Consider the following 19,593-nt stretch of genomic DNA (forward strand, 5'->3'; position numbering starts at 1 on the left):
CGGTGTCTTGACGCAGAAGCTCGGCACATTCCGGGTCAGCGGCCGCTGGGACTACGTCAGTGGCATCTGCCACGCGAAATGGGTGCTGGTTCATTGTGAGGATGGAGCGTCTGGGCGCACCATCGGTGTCGCACTACCCGCCGATGTCCTGCGGATCGACCGGACCTGGAGGGTCATGGGCCTGGAAGGAACGGGAAGTCATACCGTTGTAGCAGACGGAATTGTCATTCGACCAGAGCAGGTGTATGCCCTGGATGAATTCGCTGACAGTTCAATCCTCACGCGTCATCATCACCTGCCGCAACGCATGGCGTTCGCGCTGCATATCGCCGCAGTGTGCCTTGGCTTGGCTAGCGGTGCTATGAACGACTTGGGCTCGGTGCGAAATCCTCATGCTGACCATCTCGGGAGCCTCGCTGCGCAACTGATGATGGCAGAATCCGCATTCGAACGAACGTGTGACAAGGTCTGGTTCGGCGAGGGAGAGAATGACTGGAGGGAGACCGAAGTCGCGGGACTTGCGCGAGCGATCTGCCAGACGGCACTCTCCGTGACCCAGGGAGTTTTCAGCTTGGCTGGCTCGCGGGCCAACTTCACCGCCAGCCCGGTCCAGCGACGGCTCCGGGACGTACTGGCGGCAAGCTCCCATGCCAACGTCGACGCAAGGCGTTTCGCCACGCTGGGTGAAGCTCTGATCAGGCGAAGGGGAGTTACATGACGGATTTGGACCAAGGCGCCGAAATTTATACGATGGTTTCGCCGTGGCGCGGTGCCGAGGGGGCGAGGTCGATGGACTTGCGCTACCTGGACCGTGATCCGCGAAGCGCTCGCCGCCCGTATTTCGAGCCCGTCTTGCAGTTTGCGGCCGGTCATGAGAAATCCGAAGGTGCTCTGCGTTTGCTGGACGTGGGGTGCGCCAACGGTGCATTCATCCACTATGTCCTCACGCGGAAGCCTAACTGGCATACCAGCGGTATAGATGTCGTCCCCGAACTCATTGATGCGGCAGCGGCCTCCTTTCCGTCGGCGGAATTTGCGGTCGGCAACATCTGTGAGCCTGACTCTCTGCCCGCCGGCCAGTTCGATGTTGTAACTGTTCTGACACTGGCTAGCCATTTCGACACTCTTGACGCCTGGCTCACCCATGTGATCGGGTTGGTGGCCCAGGGAGGAATGGCTCTCATCTACGGCCCCCTGAACCCGTCGCCTGTCGACTTGGTGTGCCGGATGAGATACGCGCACAAGGGCGCCGAATGGCTGCCGGGCTGGAACGTACTGTCCCAGCAGACCTACGACTCCTTCCTGCGGGGCAAAGCGAACTCCTGGACCTATCACTACCTGCCTGTCGCCGATCTCGGCTACCCCCTTGACGATCCGGCGGATGAGTTGTCCAGCAGGGTGGTGCCCGCGCGAGACGGACAGCGTCTGGGTAATTCCTCCGGGCTTACTTATCAAATGTCCTGCATAGAGATTCACGTATGAAAATGATGACATCTCCAGAAGATGCGCTGCCATGCGACCTGATTAGCCCCGTGAACGGCGAGCTCCTGCGTCCCGCGGGTCGGAACCTTCTCAGCGACGGAGAACGCCTGTGGCCTCATTTCGACAACTGCTTCTACCTTCGGACGGGTAGGGACGACCTGGTCGACGAGGTCGTGTCGTTGATCAACAGGGATGAGCGTGACCGTGCCCTGGGCCTTCTGCTCTGCGATCGCCGCAGTCCCGACACCCCGGAGGCCGATCTCCGGCAGGTGGAGGAGCTCCTGCGCTCAGAGGTGTCGTTCCATGACGCCATCGAGCTGCTGGGCTACGGAGGCTTGGGGTGGTACTTCGAGCACAGGTGGATCATCCCCACGTACCTCAGCGGACTTTCACTGCTACACCGTCATGTTCGACGGAATCAGCGAATCCTTGAACTCGGTTCTGGTGTAGGACATCTGACGGCCCATTGGGAGCAGGATAGCGAGTTGGGGTCCGTGTGCTCGGATGTCGTCTTCTCGCACCTCTGGCTGTCCCAGCGTTATTTGCGATCGGGGCGGACCTCGTTGTGCTTCGATGCCAACGGGCCGTTTCCGCTGCCGGCTGGTGCGGTCGATGTCGCCTTCGGCCACGACTCGTTGCACTACCTCTCTGACATACCGGGTGCCATCGCTGAGATGCGACGGGTCGCGAGCTCCGGGACGTTGATCATCGGCCATCTCCACAACGCGGAGGCGGAGAACTACTCTGCTGGCCAACCCCTCACACGTGCCGAGTACGAACGTCTCGTCGACGCGAGCGCCGTCTACGACGACTCCGAGTTGACGCTCGCGTGGTTGCAGCAGCGGCGGCCTCGGCCGCTCGGAGCGGCACACGGCAGATCGGTCGCGGCGCTGGCCTTCGTAGAGGAGGCACTTACCGGGGAGGAGACGGCACGCACTGGGGAGCGGATCGGCCATGCCTGCGGTAGGCATCCGGCGGAACTGTCCGGGCTCATGGTAAATCCGCTGCTGAGCGCTGGCTCTCCGGTCTGGCCGTCGCGGAAGTTCGTCGACGAGTACGTCCAGGCCTTCCCGTACCTGGAGAACCTGCGCGCCCCGGGTGATGCAGAAGTCGCCCGGATCAATCGCGGAGAAGCGAACGAGGCCGAAGTGCGGGAATGGCTGGCCAATGGGGTCCTGGTCTGTCCTCCTGACAATTGGTACTGAGACCACTAGAGGACAAGCCGAAGGAAGAAATGAGCCAAGAAAGGGAAAGGGCTGCATGAAGAGCTGGTCATTGGACAGGCCAGGAATCCATCCCAGCGCGCGAATCCACGCCGAGGAGCTTGCACTGGCGCCGGACGTGATCATCGGCGCCGGGACCGTACTCATCGGGGATCGGATCGACATCGGGGCCGGCACGGTGATCGGCCCCGGCTGCGACTTGCGGGCCTCTCACATCCGGATCGGTCCGGAGAGCGAGTTCAGCGGTCATGTCCAAGTCCTGGTCGCAGAGGCGTTCTTGGTCGGGGCGGCGGCGCGGATCGAGAATGGCGTACGGATCACCTGCCGGTCGTTCACTGCAGGGAACCTCCTGTACTTCGGCGAGGGATCCCAGGTCGGGTATGGCGGGACGACTGCCTCGACGGCCGTCGTCACAATCGGATCGCGAGTCACTGTAGGGCAGTGGTCGATCCTGAATGCCAATCTTCCGATCACCATCGGCAACGACGTCGGCACCGGGTCGTACCTCGCAATCTGGACGCACGGATATCACTTCGGCCACGGCCCTCTCGACGGCTTCGAGCCGTCCTACGCGCCGGTCACCGTCGAGGACAACGTCTGGCTCGGCTTCCAGATCACGATCCTCCCGGGAGTGTCAGTGGGCCGCCACACAATGGTCGCCGCCGGTGCGGTTGTCGCCAGCTCCCTGCCGGAGCGCGTGATGGCAGGAGGTGTCCCGGCCAAGGTCAAGAAATCCATCGCGGCGCGGAAGCTCACCCCCGACGAGGCGATGGCGGCCGTGATCTCGGTGGTGGAGCGATGGGCTCTGGAACTCGACTGGAAGGGACACCAGGCCTCCCGCCGTGACGGCAAGCCCGTTTGGATGGCGGAATCGCGGACGCCGGAGGTCACACCGCCGGAGCGGATGCAGGTGACGGTACAGACCTGCGAGCAACCCGTGGATCTGCCCTCCGGCCCATGGCATCACGCGGTGGTGTTCGTCGACGGCCTACCTGAGGGTTTCGACCAGGAATGCGGCATCAGCTTCTTCGACGTGCGCGCCGGCCTCATGGGCGGACCGCGGACCCGTCTCTCGGAGGACCTCCGCAACGAGCTGCGCCGCAATGCCATGCCCTGCGGAGACACGCACACCTTCACCTCGGTCGAGCCGGAGCCATTCAGACGGTTGTCCAAATTCGAGGATCTCCACGATCTTCCCCACGGGCTTGGGGCCCGGTCCGAGGAGGTCGCTGATGGCGCCGCCTGACACGCCTACGGGCGCGCGGTGGGATTTCGACCCCACGTTGCGCCTGGACGCCTTGCTCGTTGACGCCTGCCGGCGTTTCGGCGGGAGCGAAGCCATGAGTGACGGTGGCACGAGCATGTCTTTCGACCAGCTTCTCTTCTCTGCTACGGGAACCCGAGCGGTGCTGGCCGCTGCGGGGATCGGCCCCGGCTCAGCCGTCGCGGTGATCGTGGCCAACCGCCCAGGCGACATTGCCCGGCAGCTCGGGGTATGGCTGGCGGGAGCCACAGTGGTGCCGCTTAACCAGGCACTTCCACCGATCGCAGTGGAACGTGTACTGCGCCGGTCAGGTGCTCGCTGGATCCTGTCGACCGAGGACATGCTGCCGTCGGACTGGGTACCGTCCCCGAAGCGCACCATGTGCTTGTCAGGCGGACTGCACGCCGTCACGTCGGAGGACGATCATTCGGTATCCCCGGTCAGGGCAGACACGGCCCTGGTCGCCTTCTCGTCCGGCTCCACCGGAGAACCCAAGGCCATCGAACTCTCTCATGCGGCGCTGGCGAACAAGCTTCTCGCCATCCAGGAGATGCTCCGGTTTGGCCTCGGGCAGCGGGCTCTGCACGTGCTGCAGCTGAACTTCACGTTCGGGCAATGGACTACCCTGTTGACGCTCCTTACGGGTGGCGTCCTCGAGATGATGCCGACCTTCAGCCCTCGGCTGGTGAATGAGCGCCTGGCGCAGGGAGGAATCGACCGTCTCACAGTCGTCCCCACGATGCTCCGGATGCTGTTAAGCACGGGGACGGCTCGCCCCAACGAGAGCGTGGCGGAGCATGGCGGCACGGGCCCCGCGCTGTGGGTCACCGGAGGCGAGCCCCTTTCGCCCGGGTTGAGCCGGAAGATCCGGCATTCCTACCCGAACTCGGCGATAGCCGATGTCTACGGGCTCAGCGAGACCTCGACCTCCGACCTGGTCCTTTTGGACGAGGGACACTACGAGGGTGCTGGTGCGTTCGGCACCGTCTGTCCAGGTGTGATGTGCCGGATCGACGCACTCCCAGGTGAAGCTGGTGAGATCCAGCTGAAGACTCCTTTCCTCATGTCAGGCTATCTCGGGCAGGAGGAGGCAACTCACGATGCCGTCCGCGACGGTTGGTTCCGCACCGGGGACCTCGGTCGAATCGGGGCGGACGGACGGATCGAACTCATCGGACGTGCCAAGACCTTGATTTCACGTGGGGCCGTCAAGGTCTCGCCCCTTGAGATCGAAGCCGTCTACGGCGGAAACCCGGAGTGGGTTGACTGTCTGGCGGTTGGTGTCCCCGACGAGGTCCTCGGTGAGCAGATCCACTTGGTCCTTGCGGCGTCCGGATCGTCCTTCGACATCGATGACCTGCGTGCGTGGGGCCGGGGCAGGCTGGAGCCGGGCAAGGTACCCGACGAATTCCATCTCGTGGATGAACTCCCCCTGGGGGAGACGGGCAAGGTCGACCGCCGGGCGGCCGCGCTGATCGTGGAATCTCTACTCGGAAAGACAGGCAAGTATGGCCCTGGAAGCTGCTCAGGTACGGTTCTTCGAGACGTTCGGATTCCTTCACCTCCCAGGTCTGATGACCGATAAGATCGAACAAATCACGGCATCGTTCGAATCTGTGTGGGTGAAGGCCGGGCGGCGGCGCACCCCAGGAAAGCGGGCGTGCCTGGTGCCGTTCATCGATCGTGATGAGTACCTGAGCGGACTGCTCGACGATCCGCGCATCGCGACGATTCCCGCCCAGCTTCTGGGGGCCGACTTCAACTACTGCACGTCCGACGGGAACTTCTACACCGGGGACACCAGCTACCACTCCAACGCCTTCATGGGCGGCCTTTCGGCACTCAAGGTGGCCTTCTACCTCGATCCCGTCGGCCCAGAGTCAGGATGTCTGCGCGTCTTCCCAGGAAGTCAGAAGTTCTCCGACGACTACGCTCAGGTTCTCAGTCGAGACCTGGACTCCTCAGCGGAGCTGTGGGGGCTCGGTCAGGCCGGTCTACCCGCCGTGCCGATTCCCAGTGAGCCCGGTGACGTCGTCGTCTTCGCCCATGGCATCAAGCACGGTTCCTTCGGCGGAGACGAGGGCAGGCGACTGTTCGTCATGAACTTCGCGGAGCGCTGCCCACAGGACCGGTTGCCGGCCCTGCGCGAGCACATCGGCTCCATGGCGCGCTTCTGGAACGACAGTTACTACGGCGAGGCCATTCTCGCCTCGGCGAACGCCGAGCGGATGGTCCACCTCCAGCAGATCCTCGACAACCAGGACCACCTGCCCGAGCTCGCCGCTCGATGCCGCCGTGAAATGGCCGGACCTGCTCAAGGCTGACCTGCTCGGGACCTCCCATAGCGGAGGCCGGACGACATGAAGAGGAAGGGGGTATGGAAGTGTCGCGGATCAGCAGCGACACGGACGTTCTCCGGCCTGCCAGTGGGAAACCGCCGGCGAGTCCCCTGATGGGGGTCTCGACCAGCGCACTCGCGGACCGGGCCGCGCTCGATGAGTTGTTGCCCTACCAGCCGGACGTGGTGGAGTTCTACAACTACCCGAGCTCGATGATCGGCACGATCGCACGGTTCTGTTCGCGCCACGGCATCCGGCCAGCCCTCCACACGCCCGTTCCGTACGACTTGGAGGAACCGCTACGGAGGTTCGCCCCGACGGGGCCGGACCCAGCCGAGGCCGAGGCCGCACTCTTGATGGCGCTTCAGACCATACGCACGGCAGCCGATCTTGGCGCGATCCACGTCGTCGTCCACTTTCCGAGCCCTTATCCGCCCTACCCGGTACGGGGTTTCGCGCAGCGGTGCGCCGATTTCCTGACCGCGTTGGACGACACCGCTCGGGAACATGGCGTGCCGGTCCTGGTGGAGAACCTTTCCACACACCCGTTGCTGCACACACCGAAGCAGTACGAGCGGGCCCTCGACGGACGGCCGGGCCTCGGGCTCTGCCTCGACCTAGGCCACGCCCACCTCGGTGGCGAGGGCTGCACCCCACTGCGGTTCGGCCAGGTCCTCGGGCGCACGGTGCGCAGCATGCACGTCTACAACACCACCGCTGAGCGGTACGCGACCCACGGCCACGAGGCTGCCGTACCGGAGCAGTCGGGGGACGACGGCTACCTCGACCTGGCCGGTGTCTTGCCTGAGCTGGTCACGCTGGCCGAGCCGGCGGTCGTTGTCCTGGAGCACCGCCCAATCACGGGCGGTCCGACCGCGCAGGAGCGGACCGCGGACTGGGTCCGCGAGCTCATCTCATCCACTCCAGAGAGGGGTACCTCATGACCAAGCAGACCCACGTCGGGCTGCTACGCCGGATCTCAGCCGCTGACGGCGACGAGCGCGCCGTGCTGCTGAAGGAGCTCTCCGAGCTCACTCAGCAGTTGATCGACACCACCGGGCGAGGCCTCGACCTGACCGAGGCTGACCTGGCCAACCTGAGCCTCGACGAGGCGGACCTGCGCCGGGCAAGTCTCAACCGGGCGGTGCTGCACGGCACCCGGCTGGTGGGCGCCGACCTGAGCGAGATCAGCATGGTCTGTCCGGGAATGGAACGCACCAATCTCACTGATGCCAGCCTGCGGTCGGCCTACGTCCACGCGCTGGCGGCCCAGACCTGCACCTTCGACGGTGCTGACCTGAGCGACCTGCGGGACGCGACCGGGACTCTGTTCCACGGATGCAGCATGCGCGGCACCCGGCTCTCCGGTACGCACCTGGCCGGCTCAGCCTTCTACCAGTGCGACCTCTCCGACGCGTCGTTCACACGAGCCAACCTGCAAGGCTCCGCCATCAACGAGTGCCTGCTCGACGACGCGACACTGGAGGGTGCCTGCGTCGACCAACTAACAGTCACCAAGTCCAGCCTGCGCGGTACTTCATTCAATCGTGCCGCTGGGCGTGGACTGGTCCTACAGCGGCTGACCGCCGCCGACGGGCTGGTGCTGACCGACGCCAGCCTTCCCGAGCTGCGGCTGTCGGGTGTCAGCGGCCAGAGCTGGAAGGCCGCCGGTCTCAAGGCGCCGGACGCCGATCTGGTGGATATCACCGTCTCCTCTGCGGACCTGACGGCCGCTGAGCTCAGCGGTGCCCGACTGGTCCGATGCTCACTGCCCGGGGCCCGGCTGGCCGGCGCGGTGCTGAACAACGGCAAGATCACCGGCAGCGACCTGCGTGGCGCGTCCCTGCCCGGCGCGCACGCTGAGAACCTTCACCTCGTGGAGAGCGATCTGTCTGCTGCGGATCTCACCTCCCTCAAGGCGCGTTGTCTGACTGCCCGCGACTGCAACCTGGCGGGAGCGGTCCTGCGTGAGGCCAACCTCTACCGGGCGATGATCACCGGCGACCCGCCGCGCGGCATGAGCTTGCGCAAGGCTGACCTGGAGCGTGCCACCTTGGTGCAGGCGTACCTCGCCGCCGACCTGAGGGAAGCCAACCTGGTCGGCGCGAACTGCGCGTACAGCCGGTTCAGTCAGTCCGATCTGACCCGGGCCCGGCTCGACGGGGCCAGCATGTACCAGTCCACCTGGGTCAAGGTGTCAGCACAGGGCGCGAGCCTGCTGGGTGTCCGGGCGCCCGTCTTCGCGGACCGCTGTGCCGGACTGCGGCCCGCCCTTGAAAAGGCCGGAGGTCTTGCCGCCCAGGAATTCGGCGCATTCCTCGACACCTTCGACGCGGCCCTCGCCCTCGGTCGCAAGGGCTCGACGTGACACTGTTCGGCAGGAACGTCCTGGTGATCACGGCGCACCCTGACGACGCCGAATTGGCCGTCGGCGGTACTGTTGCCGCCCTGACGGCCCAGGGCACCGCGGTGACCGTGGCGATCCTGACCGTGTCGGAGACTGCGTCCGCCGCTGCTCCGGACCGACGGAGCCACCGGATCGCTGCGGCCGAGGCGGCTGCCACGCTGCTGGGCCACCGGATCGAGTGGATCGCCGGTGGCCGGTACGACCAGGTGGAGGACCTGCCGGAGTACCGGGTGGTCGAGCTGGTCGACGAGCTGATCGACCGGGTTGGTCCGGACTCGGTGATCACCCACTGGGATGGGGACTCGCACGGTGACCACGTCCGGGTGGCCCGGGCCGCTATCGCCTCATCCCGTCGCTGGCCACAGACCGCCTTCCTGCAGTTCGGCCCCAACGAACCCCGGACCGTGCGGCACGCCCAGTTCGTCCCCAACGTCTACATTCCGATCGGCGCGCACGCCCAGGTCAAAGCCCGCGCGCTCGCCTGCTTCCGCTACCCGAGCCAAGGCTTCAGGGCGCTGGATACAGGCGCCGTCGAAACCTTTGATCGAGCGCGGGGCGCTGCAGTCGGCACGGAGGCCGCCGAGGGCCTCCTTCTCGTCCGCCACCGCGTGAGTCTGGACGGACCGCCGACGGCCCCGAACCCTGACGCCTCCCATAGTGAAAGCGACTAACGGCGATGACACTTCCAACCGAGAAGACGGCCGATCTCCCGCCCGCATCGGGTGCGTCCGCCGCCGGCCTGACCGCGAAAGCGACACACCGTGCGGTGTTGGCCAACGGCCAACAACAGGCGTGTGTATGGGGGTTGGGCTATATCGGCTGGTCGACGGTTGAGGCTCTGCGTGCCGAGCAGGTCCGCACGCTTGGCTACGACATCAGCATCGACCGGGTGAACGAGCTCACCTCCTTCCAGCAGCCCGGCACCCTTCAGGTCACAGACGACCGGCGACGGGCACTCGGGAGTGACATCGCCGTGCACTTCATCGCGGTGCCGACAGAGCGTCAGGCCGAGCCGTTCACGACCGCCCTAGTGGATGTCTTTACCTCCATTGTCGAGGCGACCGTGGCGCGCCCGGGCGATCAGATCCCGCCGCTGGTGGTGATTGAGTCGACCCTTACCCCAGGAACCGTCGAGAGACTGCTGCTGCCCCTCATTACGGAGGCTGGCCTCATCCCGGACGTCGACCTGTTGCTGGCGCTCGCGCCCAGGCGTGACTGGTTTCTGGCGGAGGGGTACGGGCTGCGCGACCTGGACCGGATCTACGGCGGTATCGGGCCGGCTTCGGCCGCCGCTGCGGACGGGGTGTTGTCGCTGATGTGCGACACGCTGCACCAGGCCGCCAGCCACGTGGAAGGCGAGCTGGTGAAGTGCGTGGAGAACGCCTACCGGCACCTGGAGATCACCCTCGCCAACCAGTTGACCCTGGGCTATCCGCACGTCGACATGGTCGAGGTGCTCCGTCTGGCCGGCACCAAGTGGAACATCGGAACCTTCCACCCAAGCTTCGGCACCGGCGGCTACTGCATCCCGCTCTCCAGCCGGTACCTGCTCCAGGGCGCCCCGCGTCCTGAGGAGCTGTCACTGCTCACGCAGACCGTCGAGACCGACATGCGGATGCGCTCGCTGGTCGCGGGCGCAGTGGCAGGCGGTCCGGTACTGATCCTCGGAGTGGCGTACAAGGGCGGCATCAAGGTGGCCACCCTCAGTCCCACCATCAGGATCGTGGAGGAGCTCCGCGCTTCGGGAGTCCCGTTCTCGGTACACGACCCGATGTACACCGAGCAGGAGATCGAGGCACTGCTCGGCGCCGGTGCGGCCACCACGGGCCTGGGCACGGCCGTGGCCGAGGCCGCCTGCGTCCTGATCGTCCCGGACCATCCCGAGTTCCTGGAGCCGCGCTACCTCGATCTGCTCAAGGCCGAGCGGCGTTCGCCACTGCTGATTCTGGACAACCATGGGGTCCTCGCCGAGCAGTCGTGGCCGGATCACGTGGTCTACCGCCGGGCCGGCGGCCCGGACTGGCTGGACCGCGAAGCGCTCGGTCACCCCTGAGAGAGGTGGAATTTCATGTCGCAGGATCTCAATCCCGTCGACTCGTACGAGCACAGCGTGCTGGAAGCCTGGCGCTCCGTCATAACGGGGACGATTCGCCGGGATTCGAACTTCTTCGCCGAGGGCGGATCGTCGGTGGGCGCGGCCCGTGTGACGGCCCGTCTGCGAGGTGCTCTGTCGCAGAACTATCCGTTGAGCCTCCTTGCCCAGTACCCAGTCTTCGCCGACTTCGTGCAGATGATCCGGAAGAACTCCTCGGAGTCCCTTCCGGCCCTCCGAGTCCGGGCTGGCCTCGGACAGGCGGGCGCGGCCTCGCACAAGTCGGCGTGGATCCACGCCGGCGGCGGGGAGATCATGTTCCTCCGAGGCATTGCCGAAAGCCTCCCGGAGATTGATTTCCTGGGCATTCGGGACGTGGACTGGGACCGGCCGGCGGACCGGATCGTGCCGTTGGCGATCTCTGAGCAAGCCGCCTCGTACCATGACGTGATAGTGGCCCACGGGGACTATCCGCACGTCGCCGGTTATTCGTCGGGGTCCATCCTGGCGTACGAGGTAGCGGCCCTCAGGCAGGCGGCAGGCCTGAGCGTGGTGCCGCCGCTGCTGATCGACCCGCCGATGCTGGACCGGGTGCGCACCCAACCCTCGTACGAAGAGGTGCTGGCGGAATTCGTCGGGGTGAGCGAGGAAGCGGCTTCGGACCCAGCACGGCACGCCGTCGAGTGGTCCGAGGCGCTGGCCCGGAGGTCGCCCGTCGGGGCGTTGCCGGAGCAGGGCTATGAGGAATGGCTGGCGCATATGTGCCGGATCAGTGCGAAGTCACTTTGGGCGCTTAGACGTTACGAGCCGACGCATTCCTCCTTGCGGGTGCACCTCGTCCTGTCCAGCACGCGCCCGGATCTCGAGACTTCGCTCTCGGATTGGTCAGGCTTGTGCGGAGGACCTCTTGTTGTGCACATGATTGACGCCTCTCATCACGATATCATTTCCCACCCCGAACTCCCCCGTATCATCGAAGATTGGATTTCTTCGAACTGATGCAATGGCGGCAAGAAATGGTGGATATTACTTATGTGTCCCCTGGGGGAGTTGACAATGCTCGCCGACCGTAAATTCCGCACGCTCTGGCCGAGCCGGCGGGCTCAGCGGCCAGAAAGGGAAAAATGACAGTCGCGCCAAACCAGCCCTGCGCGGATGAGACCCTGGAGACGGGACGGGGCTTGCGTGAACGCCTCCGAAGTACGCTCCCGCCACCAGGCCCAATCCGTATCCTGCAGACCAATACGTTGATTTCTGCTATCGGCTATGGTCTCTACACGTCTGGCAGTGCTCTGTTCTTCGTCAAGGCAGCCGACTTGTCACAATCACAGGTGGGGCTGGGTTTCTCTCTCGCCGGGATCGTCGGTGCCTTCATCAGTGTGCGCATCGGCCGTCTCGCAGACCGCTGGGGGCCGCGCGAGACCGCCCTCTGTTTCGCGGTTCTCCTCTCCTTGCTCATGGTGGCCGCTGTTTTCGTGCGTGACCTGTGGGAGTTCCTTCCTGTCATCGTTTGCATCGGAGTCGCGGAGACAGCTGGCAATGTCGCTTGGGGGGCGCTGATTGGGCATTTGGTGCCCAAGGAGGACCGAGTTCGCCTCATGGCCCGGAATCGTGTTCTGGTGAACATCGGATTCTCTGTCGGGGTACTATTCGCTGGTGTGGCGATCGGCCTGAATACCCGCCTTGCCTATGCGTGTCTGGTGTTGGGGATGGCCGTGGCCGCCATGCTCACTGCGGTTTTGAGCCTCCGGTTGCCCAGGGTTCCCCCGTCCACAGCGCACGGAGGCAGCAAGCGCAGCGGAGGGATCAGCTATGACGTGCCCTACATTGCTCTCTCGGCCGTGAGCAGCATGACGCTCATTGGGAACACGATCCTGACTGTGGGGCTGCCGCTCTGGGTCGTGACGCAGACCTCCCTGCCAATTCAACTTGCCGCGTGGATGATTCTGGGCAATACAGCGATTGTCATCCTGCTCCAGGTCAAGGTCTCCAAGGGAAGTGACACAGTGCCAGGCGCACGGCGGATGCAGCGTCGGGCATTCATCGTCTTGGCAGCAGCCTGTGCGTGCGCTCCATTGGTACACGACCTCGGTCCCGTTCCTGGCGCGGTGGTCCTGCTCATTGTCGTCGCACTGCTAACTATGGGAGAGTTGTGGGGGGAAAGCGCGAACTGGTCATTTCGCTTCAACTTCCTGGACCCCCGGGCCCAGGGTGCCTACAGCGGGATGTACATACTCGGAAATTCGATTCCCACCGTGACCGCGCCAGCCCTTGTAACCTTCGTCACGGCCCGCTTCGTGCCCGGCGGTTGGTTCATTCTCGCCGGAGTTTTCATGGTCGGCCTCCTACTCAACGGCCCCGTGATTGCCTGGGCCGAGCGCACACGAGCCGCTTCAGGAACCACTGCGGCCGAGTTGGAGAACCAAGGCGTCGAAGCGCTACAGGAGGCGTGAGCAACGTGTACGAACAAGCGGTATTCCCGCTCCCCGACCTCGCCGCGAAGGTCCTGGGCATGCCTGAGACCGAGGTGCTGGCCGCAGCGAGCCGTACTTCCTTCGTCGGGTTGGGCGGCACATCGCTGCGTGCGGTTGATTTCGTGGCCCGAGCCGAGGCTTTGGGAGTGGCCCTCGATCTCGTCGCACTCCTCGGCGATGAGCCGCTGAGCGGCGTGCTGGAACGGGCCACCCCCATGCAGCCAGCCACCACCTCACCCACAGCGACAACGAAGCGATACCGGCCGCTGAACGCCGACGAGCTGCCGATGCTGATGGATGACCCGTCCGGAAGCTCCACCCGGTTCCACCTTCTGTTCAGCGCCGACCTCCGCGGAACGGTAGACCGGGGACGGCTGCTTGAGGCGGTGCAGACGCTCACCGATCGCCATGAAGCGCTTCGAACGGCGTTCTCACGCGAAGCGGGGAAGTACGAAGCGCGCATCTCATCCACCTGGCGAGCCAGGGTGTTGTTCCAAGAGCTGTCCATCCCGGAGGGTGCGGATGGGGTCGCTGCCCTGCACACTATGCTTGGCTCGAGCTCTGCCAGCCTGCTGCGGCCTTTCGAGCAGCCTCCCGTGGTGTTCGTCCTGACGAGCGTTCAGGAAAACCGTCACGTGCTCAGTATCTTGATTCACCATGCTGTCGCTGACGGTTGGAGCATCGGAAGGCTCTGGCTGGAGCTGTTCGACCTGTATGCGGGAACGCCTGAAGTCGAGACGGCACTGTTTCCGGCGGCGCGCGCCACATTTGTGCCCGAGAACGAAGGGCTCCTGACACGACGGCTCCGCGAGCTGGCCGGCACACCGACCGTCATTGAGATCCCGAGCGATCTGCGCAGAACGAGCGAGCTCGATCACCGCGGCGCGCGCGTCGTCGTCGAACTCACCGCCGACACGGCGGCGGCCTGCACATCTACGGCCGAGGCGTACGGCGTCACCCGCAACACACTTCTGCTGGCGGCGTGGTCGCTCGCCGTCATGACAGCTACGAGTTCCCGCGACCTGCTCCTCGGCCTGTCGTGGGTGGGACGCTCGCGCGAATCCGATCGCCGCTACCTGGGGCTGGCCACGAAGCTACTCCCGGTTCGGATGACAGGCGCCGAGGATGCTGACGCCCCGGCCTTCGTTCGCTCGGTTAGCGAGAGCGTTCGAGCCGCGATCGGGGCTCGAGAGGTGCCCTACGCTGCTTTGATGAAGGGACTTGGTGTAGAGCCGGCTCCTGATCGCAACCCACTAATCCAGGTCGCCTTCGCGGCACATGACGAAATGGTTCCCGAGACGCTGCTCCTGCCGGACATCAAGGTTGACTTCCACGAAGGCCACTGTGGAGGCTCCGTCTTCGACGCGATGCTGTATGTGCAGCGGTGGGGCGAGCAGCCCCGTCTGTGTCTCGAGTACGCGACCTCGGTCATGGCGCCACATGACGCGTCCCGACTGATTGCGATGTTCCGCGCAGCGCTGCGCGCTCTCACCACTGCACCGGATGGTGCCACAACGGTTTACGACCTCTTGGACCTGGAGGTCGAGCACCAGGGCCCGGGTATCGCTTGGCCTCAGGACCAAGGGCTGTGGCAGATGGTCGAACAGGCCGCGAGAGAACATGCGTCGCTGCCTGCTGTCATCGAACCCGGTCGGCCGCCGTTGGCCTACGTGGACTTGGTCGAAGTGGTCGCTGCTCAGTCCCAGGCGCTGTCGGAGGCCGGCGTCGGTACGGGAGATGTCGTCTTCATCGGACTCGACCGTTCGATCGAGGAGATCACATCAGTACTGGCGGTCCTGCGCATCGGCGCGGCCTATGTCGGCATCGAACCGGACCTGCCTGACCAGGTGTTGCGAAACATGATCGACATTGCACAGCCGGCGGCGGCGATAACCACGGTGCGACAGGCGGAAACTCTTGCGCGCCTCGGGAGGCCACTGTCCATCCTTCAGCCACTCAACCCGTTCGAGCCCGCCGACCGGGAACCGGCAGAGACAGCGCAACCGATCGATGCGGACCCGGAGCGCATCGCATACGTCGCGTTCACCTCGGGGACCACTGGAGCGCCCAAGGCCGTTAGAATCCCCCACCGTGCCGTCATCCGGTTGGTGCGCGACGAGGCGGTGGTACGGCCCCGAGCCGCTACGCGCTTTCTGCGGCTCGCGGCCCTCTCCTTCGATGCCTCCACCCTTGAGCTGTTTGTGCCGCTCACACGCGGCGGCACGGTCGTCGTCTGTGCAGACCGCTACCCCACCCCGAGTTCCCTGGCGGGAATCCTGCACACCCAGGCCGTGACCGGACTCTGGCTCACAGCTGGCCTCTTCCGCCTCATGGCCGAGTATGCCCCGTCCGCATTCAACGCCGTCGACCAACTGTTGACCGGTGGGGATGTAGTGCCCGCGCCACAGGCGCGGCGTGTCCTAGAGCTTAACCCCGGACTGCGGTTGACCAATGGCTATGGGCCGACCGAAAACACCACGTTCACGACGGTTCATCATCTCGACGACCCCGCCGAGATCGGTGACACCGTGCCGATTGGCACCCCGATCGGTGGAACCGACGTCGTCCTACTCGATGCCCTGGGCAGGCCTGCCCCTGACGGCGCTGTCGGTGAGATTCACACCTCGGGTTACGGGCTCGCCGTGGACTACCTAGACGACCCCGTTGAGACAGCGCGCCGGTTCATCCACCGTGCGAACGGCCGCAGATACTACCGAACTGGCGACCTCGCGCGCTGGGACGGAGCGGGACGCCTGCACTTCCACGGCCGTTCTGACGATCAGATCAAGATCCGGGGTTTTCGGGTGGAGCCCGATGGTGTGGCTCGAATCCTGCGCCAGTTGCCCGGAGTTCAGGACGCGGTCGTGGTCAAGTCGGCCGAGGACGCCGGCGAGCCGCGCCTCCTCGCCGGCGTCGTGCCGAGTCGAGCCGATCTGGATGTTGAGACGCTGCGAGCCCAGGCCGCGCGGGATCTCGCGGACTTCTCCGTGCCCTCGCTCTGGGCACTCACCCCGAGTCTGCCGCTCACCGCGAACGGGAAAGTCGATGTCGGGGCTCTCACGAAACTTGCCCTCACAGAAGCCACTGTTGAGTACACGCACGCCCTTGACACCTCACCGGTCGCTGACCTCGAGGAGATAGAGGACACGGTCGCGGACATCTGGGAAGTGGTCCTTGCGACCAGCGATTTCGGATATGACGACCGATTCTTCGATGTGGGCGGGAGCTCGCTGCTGGCGCCCATGGTGTGCGACAGGCTCCGTGCCGCGTACCCCGACTGCCGGATCAAGGTCATCGACCTGCTCCGGCAGCCAACCATTACGGAACTTGCCAAGGTGCTCTACGAACGGATGACAGCCTGATGATGGCCGATGCTCATGGCGTCAGCGCGGCCGCTGATGCGTCAGCGGTGGCGGTGATCGGAATGGCGGGCCGCTTCCCAGGGGCGCGTAATATCAGCGAGCTGTGGCGCAACCTGCTGGCGGGCAGGGAGTCGTTGACCCGGTTGAGTGCGGCGGAACTCGAGTCGGCGGGAGTCCCAGCCGCGCTGCGCAACGATCCGGACTACGTCCCGGTCCGGGGCCTGCTCGACGCCCCCTACGACTTCGATGCCGACCTCTTCGGCTATTCACCGAAAGAGGCTCAGCTGACTGACCCTCAACAGCGTTTGCTGCTCGAGTGCGCCTGGGAAGCGCTGGATGACGCTGGCTACGGCGGCGCCCGCGGCAGCACAGGGGTGTTCGTCGGTACGAGCTTCAACAGCTATCTGCTCCAGCACATCGCCAACGAGCCGTCGGCACGAGACGACATCGACTTCCTCCAGCTCATGCTCGGCAACGACAAGGACCATGCGGCCACACGCATCTCCTACAAATTGGACCTGCACGGCCCGGCCGTGACGGTGCAGACCGCGTGCTCGACTTCGCTCGTCGCGGTGCATCAGGCGTGCCGGGAACTTCTCAGCGGGGACTGCGACATGGCGATCGCTGGCGGCGCCTCGCTGCAGTTTCCGCAGAGCACCGGATACCTCTACAGCCCGAACGGGATCTTCTCGCCCGACGGGCACTGCCGCCCCTTCGACCGCGACGCACACGGCACCGTAGTAGGGGCGGGCGCGGCACTCGTCGTGCTCAAGCGGGCGGATCGGGCTCTGGCCGACGGCGACATGATTCATGCTCTGATTCGCGGCTCTGCCGTGAACAACGATGGTGCGCGCAAGGCGGGCTACACCGCGCCCAGTGCCCAAGGACAGCGCGAGGTGATCCTCGCCGCGCTGCGTGCCGCACGCGTCGACCCGTCCTCCATCGGTTATGTCGAGGCACACGGCACCGGCACCGAACTTGGCGACGGGATCGAGATCGGTGCGCTCACCGAGGCATATCAGCAGTACACTGCAGCGACCGGCTTCTGCGGTATCGGAAGTGTGAAGGCAAACCTTGGCCACCTGGACGCCGCCGCCGGGGTCACCGGGCTGATCAAGGCCGTACTCGCTGTCCGTGAAGGCATGGTGCCGCCCAGCATCAACTGCACGACTCCGAACCCGGAGATCCCTTGGGCCGAGACACCGTTTTTTGTCGAGACCCGCACGCGCACCTGGGAGGCCGCGCCGCGGCGGGCAGCGGTCAGCGCTTTCGGCATGGGAGGAACGAACGCCCACGTCATCGTAGAGCAGCCACCGTCTCGGCCGGCACCCGGCGACGCCCCTGAGGGAGGTGGGAGGGCAGAACTCGTCGTCGTCTCAGCTGCGAGCCGGGTAGCCGCACGCGAGCTTGGCGACGCGATCTCACATTGTCTCGCTGAGGAACGCGGTCCTCGGCTTTCCGACGCCGCGTTCACTCTGCAGACGGGCCGCAAACACCTGCGTTGGCGCGTTGCAGTCACTGCTTCGGATCCCGCCGAATGCGGCCGTCGGCTGAGTGAAGCACAGCCTCGAGAAGTCACAAGGCCGCCGACTGTGGCCTTTCTGTTTCCCGGACAAGGCAGCCAGTACGCCGGTATGGCCAAGGAACTGTACGCGCATCGCGGCGCCTTCAGTTCCGCCCTCGACGAATGTGTACAGCTGCTGCACAAAGAGACCGGCCTCGACCTGCTTCCTCTCCTCCTTGAAGAGGGAGCCGCGTCCCATGCTGCCCTGCACCGGACGTCAACAGCTCAGCCGGCGCTCTTCGCCGTCGAGTACGCCCTTGCCAAACAGCTCGAGCACTGGGGAATCCGACCGAAGGTGATGCTAGGACACAGCATCGGCGAATACACCGCGGCGTGCCTTTCCCGTGCGATCAACCTGCCAGACGCGCTGCGGCTAGTCGCGGCGCGCGGGCGAATCATGGAAGCCATGCCGAGCGGCGCGATGCTTTCCGTTCTCGCAGCTCAGGACACTGTGGCTGCACTGCTGCCAGTCAGCTTGTCCGTCGCAGCCGTCAACGCGCCGGAGGCGACCGTTGTGGCCGGGCCGGAGGGTGCCATAGAGCTGTTCGCAGCCTTGCTCGCCGAACGATCGATCCCAGCCAAGAGACTACGCGTGTCCCACGCCTTCCACAGCGCGGCGATGGATGCGGCGCTTCCCGAGTTCCACCGACTCGCCTCAGCAGTCTCCTACGGGAAGGCACGCACGAAGGTGGTATCCAACCTCTCTGGAAAAACTGTCCAGGGCTTCTCAGCGGACTACCTGACCGAGCATCTGCGTCACCCCGTCCAGTTCAGTCGTGGCGTCACAACCGTCATGCAGATGCCGAATCCCGTCTTCGTCGAGGTGGGACCCGGACGGAGCCTGAGCAGCTTCGTACTGGCACACAATCGCGACGGTGCGGTCAGGGTGTGCTCTCCCATGTCCGCCAACGGCTCGGCCGATGCTTACGAGACTCTGCTCACCACAGTCGGCGAACTCTGGTGCAGTGGAGTGAAGGTTGACTGGCACTCCATCGGAACCGGCCGACGGACCATGTTGCCGCCGTACCCCTTCCAGCGCGGGTCGTATCAGCTCGACGACAAGAGGCCATGCCTGGGCGAAGCAGGCCCCGCGGCGGCAGCCCCAGCCTCAATGGAGTCCGACCTCGCTTCGCTCCTACGAGAGTTGTGGCGACGTCTTCTGGGAGCCGCGGAAGTACGCCCGAACGACGACTTCTTCGCTCTTGGCGGAAACTCTCTCCTGGCGGTTCGGCTGGTCGCTCTACTGCGAAGGGAACTAGGGGTCACCATCAGCCTCGACGATGTACTTGCTTCCCCCGGCTTCCAAGGCCAACTAGAGCTGGTACGACGCCGGCGGTCCTCGGTATGAACCAAGAAGGTCGGTCCCCAAGAAGGAGGAAGACACGC

The 19,593-nt window shown here is 65.0% G+C and carries 14 protein-coding genes; all 14 read left to right on the forward strand.

The features are described from left to right. Positions 1 to 7: 7 nt before the first annotated feature. Positions 8 to 718 (forward strand): acyl-CoA dehydrogenase family protein, encoded by a 711-nt coding sequence (locus ABD858_RS31620; RefSeq protein ID WP_345044006.1) that lies wholly within the window; start codon positions 8 to 10, stop codon positions 716 to 718. Further along, complete coding sequence (locus tag ABD858_RS31625) at positions 715 to 1,482, forward strand: class I SAM-dependent methyltransferase (RefSeq protein WP_345044008.1); 768 nt, start codon at positions 715 to 717, stop codon at positions 1,480 to 1,482. Before ABD858_RS31620 ends, ABD858_RS31625 begins: the two co-directional genes overlap by 4 nt. A gap of 50 nt (positions 1,483 to 1,532) precedes the next feature. Further along, positions 1,533 to 2,687, forward strand: coding sequence for a class I SAM-dependent methyltransferase (locus ABD858_RS31630; RefSeq protein WP_345044011.1), 1,155 nt, complete (start codon positions 1,533 to 1,535; stop codon positions 2,685 to 2,687). Then, positions 2,650 to 3,951 carry a hypothetical protein gene (locus tag ABD858_RS31635; protein WP_345044013.1) on the forward strand — a complete coding sequence of 434 codons (1,302 nt, stop codon included), beginning with the start codon at positions 2,650 to 2,652 and terminating at the stop codon, positions 3,949 to 3,951. Before ABD858_RS31630 ends, ABD858_RS31635 begins: the two co-directional genes overlap by 38 nt. After that, on the forward strand, positions 3,938 to 5,554 hold the full coding sequence (locus ABD858_RS31640) for a class I adenylate-forming enzyme family protein (RefSeq protein ID WP_345044015.1): 1,617 nt from the start codon (positions 3,938 to 3,940) through the stop codon (positions 5,552 to 5,554). Before ABD858_RS31635 ends, ABD858_RS31640 begins: the two co-directional genes overlap by 14 nt. Continuing rightward, positions 5,544 to 6,293, forward strand: coding sequence for a phytanoyl-CoA dioxygenase family protein (locus tag ABD858_RS31645; RefSeq protein WP_345044018.1), 750 nt, complete (start codon positions 5,544 to 5,546; stop codon positions 6,291 to 6,293). Before ABD858_RS31640 ends, ABD858_RS31645 begins: the two co-directional genes overlap by 11 nt. Positions 6,294 to 6,421: 128 nt before the next feature. Continuing rightward, positions 6,422 to 7,252 carry a sugar phosphate isomerase/epimerase family protein gene (locus tag ABD858_RS31650; RefSeq protein WP_345044020.1) on the forward strand — a complete coding sequence of 277 codons (831 nt, stop codon included), beginning with the start codon at positions 6,422 to 6,424 and terminating at the stop codon, positions 7,250 to 7,252. Further along, entirely contained in the window at positions 7,249 to 8,676 is a 1,428-nt protein-coding gene (locus tag ABD858_RS31655) for a pentapeptide repeat-containing protein (protein WP_345044021.1), read from the forward strand. Before ABD858_RS31650 ends, ABD858_RS31655 begins: the two co-directional genes overlap by 4 nt. Continuing rightward, a complete protein-coding gene (locus ABD858_RS31660) occupies positions 8,673 to 9,386 on the forward strand; it encodes a PIG-L deacetylase family protein (RefSeq protein WP_345044023.1) in 714 nt (237 codons plus the stop codon). The genes ABD858_RS31655 and ABD858_RS31660 overlap by 4 nt, the downstream gene beginning before the upstream one ends. Positions 9,387 to 9,391: 5 nt before the next feature. Continuing rightward, positions 9,392 to 10,768 (forward strand): UDP binding domain-containing protein, encoded by a 1,377-nt coding sequence (locus ABD858_RS31665; protein WP_345044026.1) that lies wholly within the window; start codon positions 9,392 to 9,394, stop codon positions 10,766 to 10,768. A gap of 15 nt (positions 10,769 to 10,783) precedes the next feature. Continuing rightward, positions 10,784 to 11,806 carry a thioesterase domain-containing protein gene (locus tag ABD858_RS31670; protein ID WP_345044029.1) on the forward strand — a complete coding sequence of 341 codons (1,023 nt, stop codon included), beginning with the start codon at positions 10,784 to 10,786 and terminating at the stop codon, positions 11,804 to 11,806. A gap of 248 nt (positions 11,807 to 12,054) precedes the next feature. Continuing rightward, positions 12,055 to 13,260: an MFS transporter gene (locus ABD858_RS31675; RefSeq protein WP_345044031.1), complete on the forward strand. Its 1,206-nt coding sequence runs from the start codon at positions 12,055 to 12,057 to the stop codon at positions 13,258 to 13,260. Then, positions 13,257 to 16,643 carry a non-ribosomal peptide synthetase gene (locus ABD858_RS31680; protein ID WP_345044034.1) on the forward strand — a complete coding sequence of 1,129 codons (3,387 nt, stop codon included), beginning with the start codon at positions 13,257 to 13,259 and terminating at the stop codon, positions 16,641 to 16,643. The genes ABD858_RS31675 and ABD858_RS31680 overlap by 4 nt, the downstream gene beginning before the upstream one ends. Continuing rightward, the gene (locus ABD858_RS31685) at positions 16,643 to 19,555 is read left to right on the forward strand and encodes a type I polyketide synthase (RefSeq protein ID WP_345044036.1); all 2,913 of its coding nucleotides are present in this window, start codon (positions 16,643 to 16,645) and stop codon (positions 19,553 to 19,555) included. Before ABD858_RS31680 ends, ABD858_RS31685 begins: the two co-directional genes overlap by 1 nt. Positions 19,556 to 19,593: the final 38 nt, after the last annotated feature.

It is taken from the genome of Streptomyces sannanensis (assembly GCF_039536205.1).
Taxonomy (GTDB): domain Bacteria; phylum Actinomycetota; class Actinomycetes; order Streptomycetales; family Streptomycetaceae; genus Streptomyces; species Streptomyces sannanensis.

What these genes read in the sequence shown, in the direction of transcription:
- ABD858_RS31625 (WP_345044008.1), top strand. Translation starts at nt 715, where the DNA reads ATGACGGATTTGGACCAAGGCGCCGAAATTTATACGATGGTTTCGCCG.
- ABD858_RS31635 (WP_345044013.1), top strand. Translation starts at nt 2,650, where the DNA reads ATGGGGTCCTGGTCTGTCCTCCTGACAATTGGTACTGAGACCACTAGA.
- ABD858_RS31640 (WP_345044015.1), top strand. Translation starts at nt 3,938, where the DNA reads ATGGCGCCGCCTGACACGCCTACGGGCGCGCGGTGGGATTTCGACCCC.
- ABD858_RS31645 (WP_345044018.1), top strand. Translation starts at nt 5,544, where the DNA reads ATGACCGATAAGATCGAACAAATCACGGCATCGTTCGAATCTGTGTGG.
- ABD858_RS31650 (WP_345044020.1), top strand. Translation starts at nt 6,422, where the DNA reads ATGGGGGTCTCGACCAGCGCACTCGCGGACCGGGCCGCGCTCGATGAG.
- ABD858_RS31655 (WP_345044021.1), top strand. Translation starts at nt 7,249, where the DNA reads ATGACCAAGCAGACCCACGTCGGGCTGCTACGCCGGATCTCAGCCGCT.
- ABD858_RS31665 (WP_345044026.1), top strand. Translation starts at nt 9,392, where the DNA reads ATGACACTTCCAACCGAGAAGACGGCCGATCTCCCGCCCGCATCGGGT.
- ABD858_RS31670 (WP_345044029.1), top strand. Translation starts at nt 10,784, where the DNA reads ATGTCGCAGGATCTCAATCCCGTCGACTCGTACGAGCACAGCGTGCTG.
- ABD858_RS31685 (WP_345044036.1), top strand. Translation starts at nt 16,643, where the DNA reads ATGATGGCCGATGCTCATGGCGTCAGCGCGGCCGCTGATGCGTCAGCG.